The following is a 12,225-nucleotide window of genomic DNA, read 5'->3' as shown; positions in this document are numbered from 1 at the left end:
GCAGGGCTCGCTCCTGCAGGGAGCGGTCTTTATGAGATTCAAGCAGGGCGGGCTCCATCTGGATGCCGCCCTTTTTTGTGCAAGAGATTATGCAAAGCAGCAGCAACCTATTTCCTGTCGCCCTGATCAGTGCCGAACGGCGCGGTGATCTGAGCGAAGATGTGTATCGTTTGAAACCCGGTAACAGTCCCGACTTCACCGTCGAATTGGCTGTGACACGCCTTGGCATGGCCGATGAGTCGTCCTCCCGTGGCGTGCCGGTGATCCTGCTGCACGGCAGCTTTTCCAATCGCCGGTTCTGGTTTTCTCCCAAAGGCCTGGGGTTGGGCGCTTACCTGGCCCGTCTGGGGTTCGATGTCTGGATTCCGGAAATGCGCGGTCACGGCCTGTCCCAGCGTAACCACGACTACCGCAAGAACCGTGTTGCCGACTACGCACGCTATGACCTGCCGGCCATTGGCGCGTTCGTGCGCGAACAGAGCGGGCAGGTGCCACACTGGATCGGTCACTCACTGGGCGGTATTACACTGGCCGCAGCGCTGGGTGGCGAGTACATCGGTGAGCCGGTCGTGGCCTCGGCGGCGTTTTTCGGTACACAAGTCAGTCGCACCTACTGGCCATTGAAGATTCCGCCGGTAGAGTGGAGCGGTCGCTTCATTCTCAAGCGTTTTGCCCAGTTGTCCGGCTCAAGGCTCAAGCGCGGTCCGGAGGACGAGCCCATCGGCCTGGCCCTGGAAGGCATGCGCTGGTACGGTCTGTTCGGGCGCTTTGGCGATGCCGATAAAAACTGGTGGGCGGGTTTGACCGAGGTCAGGTTGCCGGTGCTTGCCGTGAGCGCTGCGGGTGATCATCAGGATCCTGCGTGGGCGTGTCGCAAGCTGTTCGAGCAGTTCGGTTCCGAGCACAAGCAATTCATCAACCTGGGGCGCGAGCAGGGCTTCGGCGACAATTTCGGTCACGTGGAAATGCTCGTCAGCAAGGCAGCCCAGGCTGAAGTCTGGCCTTTGGTGACGCGCTGGTTGGCCGATCAGCAGACACCTTTGCCGGGAGCGCAACAGGATTTGGTCGCGGCAATCTGAGCCTGACGCTCTGACAAGGGCATTTCGCTCCGGTCGGCTTGCGGCTAAGATATGACGCATTGAGCTGTTCTGGTCACTTTCCGACATCCTCGATTGTCTTCCTCTTACAGGAGTTTCTCGATGAACCATTACATCACGCCTGACCTGTGCGACGCCTATCCGGAGCTGGTGCAGGTGCTGGAACCGATGTTCAGCAATTTCGGCGGCCGTGATTCCTTCGGCGGCGAAATCGTGACCATCAAATGCTTTGAAGACAACTCGCGGGTCAAGGAGCAGGTCGAGCTCAAGGGGAATGGCAAAGTGCTGGTGGTAGACGGTGGCGGTTCCCTGCGTCATGCGTTGCTCGGTGACATGCTGGCCGAGAAAGCCGCGAAAAACGGTTGGGAAGGGCTGGTGATCTACGGTTGCATCCGCGACGTCGATATCATCGCGCAGACCGATCTGGGCGTTCAGGCCCTCGCCAGCCACCCGAGGAAATCCGACAGGCGCGGGCTCGGCGATCTCAACGTTGTGGTGACGTTTGCCGGTGTGACGTTCCGTCCAGGCGAATACATTTATGCGGACAACAACGGCGTGATCATCTCGCCCAGCCCGCTGAAAATGCCTGAATAAAGCGCTGGTTGACCAAAGGAGTGCGGATGTTCGAGGAAGAAAACGCGCAATGGGGGCTGGTGCATGCCCTGGTGCTGGACGGTAAAGGCGGCGCGCGTTCGATTGCCCGGACTGAACTCGATGACTTGCAGCTGCAGGCCCATGAAAGCCTGTGGCTGCACTGGGATCGCAGTCATCCGCAAACCCGGACCTGGTTGCGCAAATCCAGCGGTCTGAGCGAATTCAGCTGTGACCTGTTACTTGAAGAAAATACCCGTCCGCGACTTCTACAGCTTTCGGACAGCGAACTGCTGCTATTTTTGCGCGGGGTCAATCTGAACCCTGGCGCCGAACCGGAAGACATGGTGTCGGTGCGGATTTTCGGCTCTGCCCAGCGTGTCATTTCCCTGCGTTTGCGTCCGTTGCGTGCCACTGACGAGTTGCTGGTGCAACTGTCCGAGGGCAAGGGGCCGAAAACTGCCTCCGAACTCATTCTTTGCATGGCGCAGTACCTCACCAACAAGGTGCAGGATCTGGTCAGCTGTCTCTCGGAAGTGGTCGATGAGGAAGAAGAAAAGCTGGATACCGACGAACGGTATACTCCTGAGCACGGGGCGGTTTTGCAGATTCGTCGCCGGGCGGCTGCGTTGAAGCGCTTTCTGGCTCCGCAGCGGGACATTTTCGGGCAGTTGACGCGAATCAAGTTGCCCTGGTTCGTCGAGGATGACGGCGATTACTGGAACGAATTGAACAACAGCCTGACCCGCTACCTCGAAGAGCTGGAATTGACCCGGGAGCGGGTGGGGCTGGTCCTGGAGGCTGAAGACCGTCGCTTGAGCGTGCGCATGAACCGCACGATGTATCGCTTCGGGATCATCACCGGGATCTTTTTGCCGATGAGTTTTCTGGCCGGGCTTTTGGGGATCAACGTCGGTGGAATTCCATTCTCTGCCAGCCCTTACGGCTTTCTGATCGCTTGCCTGATGATGGTCTCGGTGGCGCTGGGGCAGTGGTGGTTGTTCCGACGTTTGCGCTGGGTCTGAGGGAAACCATGTGACCCGACCAAAACTGACCGCGTCTCCCACAGACATCACGAGAGGTGCGTATGCACGATCCGTTTGAACAGTCTTTACGCGACATGCTCAACGCCTCACCGTCCACCCGGGACGACGATGCGTGCCTGGGCCGTGTGCTGAAAACCGCCAACCGCCAGGTCGGCGCCGGTGATCTGTTCAGCCTGCTGGGGCGCTGGTTGCCCGCACTGATGATCGCCCTGAATAACGGATCGGCCCATGTCGCGCCGGTATCCCGTCTTCGTAAACCTACTGCTCGCACTGCTGATAAGGCTGATTGAATATGGAACTTGATCTCTGGACTCAGAGCCTCGTCACTGCAATGACTGCGTTGTGGACCAAGGTTGCGAACTTCATTCCGAACCTGTTCGGCGCACTGGTTGTGCTGCTGTTGGGTTTTGTCGTGGCCAAACTGCTGGACACCTTGCTCTCGAAGTTGCTCGCCAAACTGGGCCTTGATCGCTTGATGGGTGGCACCGGCCTGACCAAATTGCTGTCCCGTGCAGGGTTGCAAGTTCCTATTTCGACGCTGATCGGCAAAATCGTCTATTGGTTCGTTCTGCTGATTTTTCTGGTTTCTGCCGCAGAATCCCTTGGCCTTGAGCGAGTTTCAGCTACGCTGGACATGCTTGCGTTGTATTTGCCGAAGGTGTTCGGTGCGGCGCTGGTGTTGCTGGTCGGTGTCTTGCTGGCGCAACTGGCCAACGGGCTGGTGCGCGGAGCGGCAGAAGGCGTGGGGCTGGACTATGCTTCAGGGCTTGGACGGATTGCCCAGGGCCTGGTGATCATCATCAGTATTTCGGTTGCGATCAGCCAGTTGGAGGTCAAGACCGACCTGCTGAACCATGTGATCGTGATTGTGTTGATAACCGTTGGTCTGGCAGTAGCGCTGGCCATGGGGTTGGGAAGCCGGGAAATTGCCGGCCAGATTCTTGCGGGAATCTACGTGCGTGAGCTGTACCAGGTTGGGCAACAAGTGCGTGTTGGCGAGGTCGAAGGCCAGATCGAAGAGATCGGCACGGTTAAAACCACATTGCTGACCGATGAGGGTGAGCTAGTCTCTCTTTCCAATCGGATCCTCCTTGAGCAGCATGTGAGTAGCCGCTAACCCGGCAAACCCTGCTAATGTATGCCGCCGCAAAATGCCTGCTCACGCTGGCTGCGGCGGACATTGACCTGACTGTCGGCCCGACTTGTTTTGAATAAAGCCCAATCGTTATCCATGCGCTACGACCCCCGCGAGCTCTCTGATGAGGAGTTGGTCGCGCGCTCGCATACCGAGCTGTTTCACGTAACACGCGCCTATGAAGAACTGATGCGGCGTTACCAGCGAACATTATTTAACGTGTGCGCACGATATCTAGGGAACGATCGCGACGCAGACGATGTCTGTCAGGAGGTCATGTTGAAGGTGCTGTATGGCCTGAAGAACTTCGAAGGTAAATCGAAGTTCAAGACGTGGCTATATAGCATCACGTACAACGAGTGCATCACACAGTATCGGAAGGAACGGCGAAAGCGTCGCTTGATGGACGCTTTGAGTCTTGACCCCCTCGAGGAAGCGTCCGAAGAAAAGACGCCGAAACCTGAGGAAAAAGGCGGACTTGATCGCTGGTTGGTGTATGTGAACCCGATTGATCGTGAAATTCTGGTGCTACGATTTGTCGCAGAGCTGGAGTTTCAGGAAATCGCAGACATCATGCATATGGGTTTGAGCGCAACAAAAATGCGGTACAAACGCGCTCTAGATAAATTGCGTGAGAAATTTGCAGGCATTGCTGAAACTTAGTTCAGCGCAAATATCTCTTACGTGTAGGCAAGTTCTGTTAGACTTGCCGCCGAGTTGTCCCCCGGTTTGCGGGACTGCTTCACAATCACCAGATGGGGATTTAACGGATGAAACTGAAAAACACCTTGGGCTTGGCCATTGGTTCTCTTATTGCCGCCACTTCCATCGGCGCTCTGGCACAGGGCCAAGGCGCAGTTGAAATCGAAGGCTACGCAAAGAAGCAATATTTCGATAGCGACCGTAACTTCAAGAACGACGGCATCCTGCCGGGTGGTTCTATCGGTTACTTCCTGACAGACGACGTTGAACTGCGTCTGGCCTACGACGAAGTGCACAACGCCCGTGCAAACGACGGCAAGAACGTTAAGGGCGCGAACACCGCTCTGGACGCTCTGTACCACTTCAACAACCCAGGCGACATGCTGCGTCCTTACGTCTCGGGCGGTTTCTCCGACCAGAGCATCGACCAGAACGGCTCGAACGGTCGTAACCGTTCCACCTTCGCCAACGTTGGCGGCGGTGCCAAGCTGTACTTCACCGACAACTTCTACGCCCGTGCTGGCGTTGAAGCTCAGTACAACATCGACCAGGGCAACACCGAGTGGGCTCCTAGCGTCGGTATCGGTGTGAACTTCGGCGGCGGCAGCAAGCCAGCTGCTGCTCCAGTTCCAGCTCCGGAAGTTTGCTCTGACAGCGACAACGATGGCGTTTGCGACAACGTTGACAAGTGCCCAGACACCCCAGCCAACGTAACTGTTGACGCTGACGGCTGCCCGGCAGTTGCTGAAGTTGTTCGTGTTGAGCTGGACGTGAAGTTCGACTTCGACAAGTCGGTAGTCAAGCCAAACAGCTACGGCGACATCAAGAACCTGGCTGACTTCATGAAGCAGTACCCATCCACCAGCACTACTGTTGAAGGTCACACTGACTCCGTCGGTCCTGACGCTTACAACCAGAAACTGTCCGAGCGTCGTGCAAACGCCGTTAAACAAGTTCTGACCAACCAGTACGGTGTTGAATCGTCCCGCGTTCAGTCTGTTGGCTACGGCGAATCCCGCCCAGTTGCTGACAACAAAACTGACGCTGGTCGTGCAGTTAACCGTCGCGTAGAAGCGCAGGTTGAAGCTCAAGCTAAGTAATTAGCTCGCAGCTCTGAAAAGCCCGGCTCAGGCCGGGCTTTTCTTTGTCTGCAATTTGGTGAAATAGTTGAAACTACGCTGACTGATCTGCCGCCATCACAGGCAATTCACGCTCCCACAGCGATTGAGTTGCACTGGCTGCCACTGCACCGATCACCAGTATGGCAGGGCTTTTCAGTTGGAATCTGTAGGCCGCTTCATCCATGTTTGTGAGAGTGCTCCGACATTCCCGTTGATGGGGCAAGGAGGCATTTTCAATCATGGCCACGGGCGTATCCGTTGCCATGCCGCCGGCCAATAGCTGCTCACGGATTTCACCCAGCTTGGCCACTCCCATGTAAACCACCAACGTCGTTCCGCCTTGGGCCAGTGCCTGCCAGTTCAATTGGCTGTCGTCCTGGGTGTGTGCGGTGACCAGCGTGACACCACGGGCTACACCGCGCAAAGTCAGCGGAATATCGCATTGCGTTGCCCCCGCCAGTCCGGCAGTGATGCCGTTGACCAACTCGGCTTCGACCCCACGCTCACGCAGCCACTGCGCCTCTTCACCACCGCGGCCGAAAATGCATGGATCGCCGCCCTTGAGCCGCGCTACGCATTTACCCTGCCGGGCATAACGAAGCATCAGGCGATGGATGAACGCTTGTGGGGTAGAGCGGCAGCCGCCACGCTTGCCCACCGGAATGATCCGCGCCCCAGGGCAATGCTCGAGTACCGCGACATTGACCAGGTCATCGATCAGCACCACATCTGCCTCGCGCAAGGCACGTACCGCCTTCAACGTGAGCAACTCCGGATCACCCGGGCCCGCACCTACCAGCCAGACTTTTGCACTCATAGTGTTTTCCTCACGAGAAGACGGTGACTGGCTGCGCCGTGGCGGCCAGCAGGCGTTTGATTTCCGGAACGCAGGACCCGCATTGCGTGCCGCAACCCAGTTCTTGCTTGAGCCCCTGCAAGTCCAGGCCACGGCTGATGCCGGCGCAGATCGCGTTCTGGCCGACGTTCTTGCAATTGCACAGGATCTTGTTCGAGTTGAAGGACGTGTCGAGATTGCCCGGTGGTGCGCTCAGCGGCGCAAGCAGCCAGCGCCGCAGTTGCTGGTCCGCGCGACCTTCGAGCCACAGCCCCTGCAACCAGTGCTGGGCAAGGGTTTCACCGGCCAGTCGAATGGCAGTGATCCGGCCATTTTCGATCCGCACGCGCTTGCCTATGGCCCGTCGAGGGTCGTCGTAAGCCAGTACCGGGCCGTCATCGAGCGCCAGGTTTTTATCGATTTCGCTTAGCAACTCTGCCGAAGGTGCTGAAGTATTGGCAGCCCGCACAAGCAGGGCAGGGCGCTCACGGCCAACCAGACTGAGACTGACGTAGGAAAACGCCTCACAGAGCGGTCGTAGCGTTTCAAAATGCCGTTGAACATCGCCCTCGATCAGTGCGAATAGTTTCCAGGGCAAATCCACCGGATCCAGGCGAACGCCGCTGTGTTTAAGTTCGGGCTGTTTCGACAAAGGATCGAATGCGGGCAGAGTGAGACTGTTCACCCCGCCCTTGAGAAAACGATCGCCCCAATGCATCGGCAAAAAGGCCTGGCCCGGACGCACGCTGTCATCGCTGGCAACCGCGACGACGATTGCGCCGCGCCTGCTTTTCAGGCTGACCAGATCCCCCGGCTGCAGGCGATGGCGGCGCAGTTCGTCCGGGTGCAGGCTCAACTCCGCTTCGCTGACATGACCGAACAGCTGCGCAGCGGTGCCGGTGCGGCTCATGCCGTGCCATTGATCGCGCAGGCGACCGGTGATCAGGGTCAGCGGGAAGCGAGCATCGCGTTGCTCTTTGGCGGCACGGTATGGATCGGCCACGAACTGTGCGCGCCCATTGGCAGTGGCAAATACCCCGTCGACGTACAGCCGGGCCGTGCCTTCAACGGCACCCGCAGGGAAGGGCCACTGCTGCGGGCCGAGACGATCGAGCAGTGCATGGCTGATACCGGACAGATCCAGGTCGCGACCTTGAGTCAGTTGTTTGTATTCGTCAAAGACCTGAGCGGGATTATCAAATTCAAACAGGCTCGCTTGGCCGGGACGCAGGTGTTTTTCCAGGCGTTGTGCGAAATCTACGGTGATTGCCCAGTCAGGCCGCGCCTCACCCGGTGCGACGATTGCCTGGCGTACGTGGGAAATGCGCCGCTCTGAGTTGGTCACGCAACCTTCCTTTTCCCCCCAACTGGCAGCGGGCAGCAGAAGGTCGGCGAACTTCGCGGTTTCAGTGGTGCTGAAGGCTTCCTGTAACACCACGAACGGGCAGGCTTGCAGAGCTGCGCGCACGGCCGTCTGGTCCGGCATGGATTGCGCGGGGTTGGTGCAGGCGATCCACAACGCCTTGATCTTGCCGTTGCGCACTTGCTCGAACAATTCGATCGCAGTGAGCCCGGGGCTTTCCGGCAGTTGCTCGACGCCCCAGTAGGACGCCACTTGCGCACGGTGTTGTGCATTGGCGGCGTCACGGTGACCGGGCAGCAAGTTGGACAAACTGCCGGTTTCCCGTCCGCCCATGGCATTTGGCTGACCGGTGAGGGAGAAAGGTCCGGCGCCGGGACGACCGATCTGCCCGGTGGCCAGGTGCAGATTGATCAATGCACTGTTTTTCGCGCTGCCGGCGGTGGACTGGTTAAGCCCCATGCACCACAGCGACAGAAAGCTCGGTGATGTGCCGATCCACTCGGCACATTGCTGCAATTGCCCGAGGCTGATACCGCAGAGCTGCGAAACCATTTGCGGCGTGTAGTCACGCACCAGGTTTTTCAGCTCGGCCAGGCCTTCGGTGTGGTCCCTGATGAAGTCACGATCTATCCAGTCTTCCCACAGCAGCAGATGCAAAATCCCATGGAACAAGGCGACATCGGTGCCCGGCAAGATCGCCAGGTGCAGGTCAGCCAGATCGCAGGTATCTGTGCGACGTGGGTCAATGACGATGACCTTCATCTGCGGCCGGCGGGATTTGGCTGCTTCCAGGCGGCGAAACAGCACCGGGTGGGCGTAGGCCATGTTGCTGCCGGCGATCATCACGCAATCACTCAGCTCCAGGTCTTCGTAGCTGCAGGGCGGGGCGTCGGCACCCAGGCTGCGCTTGTAGCCGACCACCGCCGAAGACATGCACAGGCGCGAATTGCTGTCGATGTTGTTGGTGCCTACCAGGGCACGCGCCAGCTTGTTGAAGGCGTAGTAGTCCTCGGTCAACAGTTGCCCGGAAATGTAGAACGCCACGCTGTCCGGGCCATGTTCGGCAATAGTCGCGGCAAACACGCTGGTGGCGTGATCGAGGGCGGTATCCCAATCGGTGCGGTGGCGGGCCAGGCTTTTACCGAGGCGCAGTTCGGGGTATAACGCCCGCGCCGTCAAGTCGCCGGTCAGGTGCAGGGTCGAACCCTTGCTGCACAGTTTGCCGAAATTGGCCGGGTGCGCCGGGTCGCCGCTGACGCCGAGGATGTGCTCGCCGTCGTGCTCGATCAGCACCCCGCAGCCGACCCCGCAGTAACAGCAGGTGGACGCAGTGATCTGGCGGTCCATCAGCCTGCATCCCGCAGGGCCAGCATCACCCGGCCATTTTCCACCCGGGCGAGATGGTGATGGGCACAGCCGATGTCCGGGGCCAGGGCTTCGCCGCTTTCCAGATCGATTTGCCAGTTGTGCAGCGGGCAGGCCACACGCTTGCCGTAGACCAGACCTTGGGACAACGGGCCGCCCTTGTGCGGGCAGCGGTCGTCGAGGGCGAACACTTCGTCGTCGCTGGTACGGAAAATCGCGATGTCTCCCTTTGGCCCGGCGATGATCCGCGAGCCCAGGGCATTGATCTCTTCCAGTGCACAGATATCCAGCCAGTTCATGCCAGCACCTCCAGGTTTTTCACGGGGATGACGTCGAATTCTTTTTTCAGCTGGGGCTGTTCCAGGCGTTCCTTCCACGGGTCCTGTTCGAACGACAGGGAGAATTGCAGGCGATCGTTGAGCGCCTTGCGCCGCTCCGGATCTTCCAGTACGGCTTTCTTGATGTGTTCCATACCGACCCGTTGCAGGTAGTGCACGGTGCGCTCGAGGTAGAAGGCTTCTTCGCGATAGAGCTGCAGGAATGCACCGTTGTATTCGCGCACTTCTTCGGCGGTTTTCAGTTTGACGAAGAATTCCGCGACTTCGGTCTTGATCCCGCCGTTGCCGCCGATGTACATCTCCCAGCCGGAGTCCACACCGATAATTCCCACATCCTTGATACCGGCTTCCGAGCAGTTGCGCGGGCAACCGGAGACAGCCAGCTTCACCTTGTGTGGCGACCACATGTTGAACAGGTCATGTTCCAGTTCAATGCCAAGTTGTGTTGAATTCTGGGTGCCAAAGCGGCAGAACTCGCTGCCGACGCAGGTTTTCACCGTGCGGATGGATTTGCCATAGGCGTGGCCGGACGGCATGTCCAAGTCTTTCCATACCCCCGGCAGGTCTTGCTTGCGAATACCCAGCAAGTCGATGCGCTGGCCACCGGTGACCTTGACCATCGGCACGTTGTACTTGTCGGCGACGTCGGCAATGCGCCGCAGCTCTGAAGGATTGGTCACACCGCCCCACATCCGCGGGACTACAGAGTAGGTGCCGTCTTTCTGAATATTGGCGTGGGCGCGTTCATTGATCAGGCGCGATTGCGGATCATCCTTGGCTTCTCCTGGCCAGGTGGAGATCAGGTAGTAGTTGAGCGCCGGGCGGCAGGTGGCGCAGCCGTTGGGTGTGCGCCAGTTCAGGTAGCTCATGGTGCCGGCGATGGTCAGCAGGTGCTGCTCGCGGATGGCCTGGCGGATCTGCCCGTGGTTGAGATCGCTGCAGCCGCAGATGGCCTTTTCGCTTTTCGGCTTGACGTCGGCGGCGCCGCCCACGGTGTTGATCAGGATCTGTTCGACGAGGCCGGCGCAGGAACCGCAGGAGCTGGCAGCCTTGGTGTGTTTCTTGACGTCGTCGACACTGAACAGCCCGTGTTCCTGAATGGCCTTGACGATGGTGCCCTTGCACACACCGTTGCAGCCGCAGACTTCGGCGTTGTCGGCCATGCTCATGGCTTTGTCCTGGCCCTGATGTCCTACGTCGCCCAGTGCATTTTCACCAAACATCAAATGATCGCGGATCTCGCCGATGGCGTGATTCTCACGGATCTGCCTGAAATACCAGCCGCCGTCTGCCGTATCGCCGTACAGGCAGGCGCCGACCAGCACGTCATCCTTGATCACCAGTTTCTTGTAGACGCCGCCAATCGGGTCCGAGAGGGTAATGGTCTCGGTGCCTTCACCGCCCATGAAGTCGCCGGCGGAAAACAGGTCGATACCGGTAACCTTCAATTTGGTCGAGGTCACCGAACCCTTGTAGGTGGCAAAACCCAGTTGGGCCAGGTGATTGGCGCAGACTTTGGCCTGTTCGAACAGCGGCGCCACCAAACCATAGGCGATACCGCGGTGGCTGGCACACTCGCCGATGGCATAGATCCGTGGGTCGTAGGTTTGCATTGTGTCGTTGACCAGAATCCCGCGGCTGCACGGAATGCCGGATTTCTCCGCCAATTCGGTATTGGGGCGAATGCCGGCGGCCATCACTACGAGGTCAGCGGGAATGATGTCGCCGTTCTTGAATTGCACCGAACCGACCCGGCCGTTGCCAGCGTCGTGCAAGGCCTGGGTCTGCTCGCACAGGCGAAAGTGCAGGCCGCGAGATTCCAGCGCGGTTTGCAGCAACTGGCCGCTGGTCTTGTCCAGTTGCCGCTCCAGCAACCACTCGCCGATATGCACCACGGTGACGTGCATGCCCCGCAGCATCAGGCCGTTGGCGGCCTCCAGGCCGAGCAGGCCGCCGCCGATCACCACGGCGTGCCGGTGGGTTTTCGCGGTGTCGATCATGGCCTGGGTGTCGGCGATGTCGCGGTAGCCGATCACGCCGTCAAGGGTGTTGCCGGGAATGGGCAGGATGAAAGGCGTTGAGCCGGTGGCGATCAGCAGGCGATCGTATTCGGCTTCGCTGCCGTCTTCGGCGATGACCCGGCGCTTGACTCGGTCGATCTCCACCACCTTACGGTTGAGCAGCAGCTTGATGTTGTTTTCCAGGTACCAGTCCAGGTCGTTGAGCACGATTTCTTCGAAGGTCTGTTCGCCCGCCAGCACCGGCGACAGCAGGATGCGGTTGTAGTTGGTGTGCGGTTCGGCACCGAAGACCGTGATGTCGTACAGCTCCGTGCTCAGTTTGAGCAGCTCTTCCAGGGTCCGGACCCCGGCCATGCCGTTGCCGATCATCACCAGTTTTAGTTTTTTCATCAGGTTCTCCGGGGAGCTCGGGCCTGCCTCATCAGTGGCAGGCCATGCTCGACAAATTTTGCGCAAACAAAAAAAGGCGTCCCGCTAGTTGCCTAGCGAGGACGCCTTTGTCCTGGTCCCGTTCTCTCGGGAAGTGCAACCTTCGTCGTTGAAGCCTGCGCTGTATGTCTGTTGAAAGAGGTAATGCAGTGGTTATGCCAAGTCGCTCAAATCCCGTGTTT

Annotated in this window: 11 protein-coding genes; 7 read left to right on the top strand and 4 right to left on the bottom strand. The window is 58.9% G+C overall.

The genetic code is table 11. The annotated features are described in order from the left end of the window. Positions 1-89: 89 nt before the first annotated feature. The 7 genes from ABIE16_RS13305 to ABIE16_RS13275 all read left to right on the top strand — a co-directional run bounded on the left by ABIE16_RS13305 (position 90) and on the right by ABIE16_RS13275 (position 5,671). On the top strand, positions 90-1,079 hold the full coding sequence (locus tag ABIE16_RS13305; protein WP_429521350.1) for an alpha/beta fold hydrolase: 990 nt from the start codon (positions 90-92) through the stop codon (positions 1,077-1,079). 120 nt (positions 1,080-1,199) lie between these two features. Beyond that, positions 1,200-1,691: a ribonuclease E activity regulator RraA gene (rraA, locus tag ABIE16_RS13300; protein ID WP_008027412.1), complete on the top strand. Its 492-nt coding sequence runs from the start codon at positions 1,200-1,202 to the stop codon at positions 1,689-1,691. A 26-nt stretch (positions 1,692-1,717) separates the two neighbouring features. Then, positions 1,718-2,713 (top strand): zinc transporter ZntB, encoded by a 996-nt coding sequence (locus tag ABIE16_RS13295; RefSeq protein ID WP_150812371.1) that lies wholly within the window; start codon positions 1,718-1,720, stop codon positions 2,711-2,713. A 62-nt stretch (positions 2,714-2,775) separates the two neighbouring features. Further along, positions 2,776-3,024: a hypothetical protein gene (locus ABIE16_RS13290; RefSeq protein WP_008017601.1), complete on the top strand. Its 249-nt coding sequence runs from the start codon at positions 2,776-2,778 to the stop codon at positions 3,022-3,024. A 2-nt stretch (positions 3,025-3,026) separates the two neighbouring features. Further along, entirely contained in the window at positions 3,027-3,851 is an 825-nt protein-coding gene (locus ABIE16_RS13285) for a mechanosensitive ion channel family protein (RefSeq protein ID WP_008048604.1), read from the top strand. 90 nt (positions 3,852-3,941) lie between these two features. Continuing rightward, positions 3,942-4,532 carry an RNA polymerase sigma factor SigX gene (gene sigX, locus ABIE16_RS13280; RefSeq protein WP_015096065.1) on the top strand — a complete coding sequence of 197 codons (591 nt, stop codon included), beginning with the start codon at positions 3,942-3,944 and terminating at the stop codon, positions 4,530-4,532. 107 nt (positions 4,533-4,639) lie between these two features. After that, positions 4,640-5,671, top strand: a complete 1,032-nt coding sequence (locus tag ABIE16_RS13275) for an OmpA family protein (protein WP_057715703.1) — start codon at positions 4,640-4,642, stop codon at positions 5,669-5,671. 73 nt (positions 5,672-5,744) lie between these two features. On the opposite strand, the gene cobA is transcribed toward ABIE16_RS13275, so the two are convergent. Genes cobA through nirB form a run of 4 tightly spaced genes read right to left on the bottom strand, consistent with a single transcriptional unit; the run spans position 5,745 to position 12,004 of the window. After that, a complete protein-coding gene (gene cobA, locus ABIE16_RS13270; RefSeq protein WP_154946558.1) occupies positions 5,745-6,509 on the bottom strand; it encodes a uroporphyrinogen-III C-methyltransferase in 765 nt (254 codons plus the stop codon). Between the two features lie 10 nt (positions 6,510-6,519). After that, positions 6,520-9,237, bottom strand: a complete 2,718-nt coding sequence (locus ABIE16_RS13265; protein WP_429521349.1) for a molybdopterin-dependent oxidoreductase — start codon at positions 9,235-9,237, stop codon at positions 6,520-6,522. Further along, positions 9,237-9,554, bottom strand: coding sequence for a nitrite reductase small subunit NirD (nirD, locus tag ABIE16_RS13260; RefSeq protein WP_046042889.1), 318 nt, complete (start codon positions 9,552-9,554; stop codon positions 9,237-9,239). The genes ABIE16_RS13265 and nirD overlap by 1 nt, the downstream gene beginning before the upstream one ends. Continuing rightward, positions 9,551-12,004, bottom strand: coding sequence for a nitrite reductase large subunit NirB (nirB, locus tag ABIE16_RS13255; protein WP_429521348.1), 2,454 nt, complete (start codon positions 12,002-12,004; stop codon positions 9,551-9,553). Before nirB ends, nirD begins: the two co-directional genes overlap by 4 nt. Between the last annotated feature and the right edge of the window lie 221 nt (positions 12,005-12,225).

This window comes from Pseudomonas sp. 2725, assembly GCF_050434585.1.
Taxonomy (GTDB): domain Bacteria; phylum Pseudomonadota; class Gammaproteobacteria; order Pseudomonadales; family Pseudomonadaceae; genus Aquipseudomonas; species Aquipseudomonas jessenii.
This window is presented reverse-complemented; position numbering and strand designations above follow the sequence as displayed.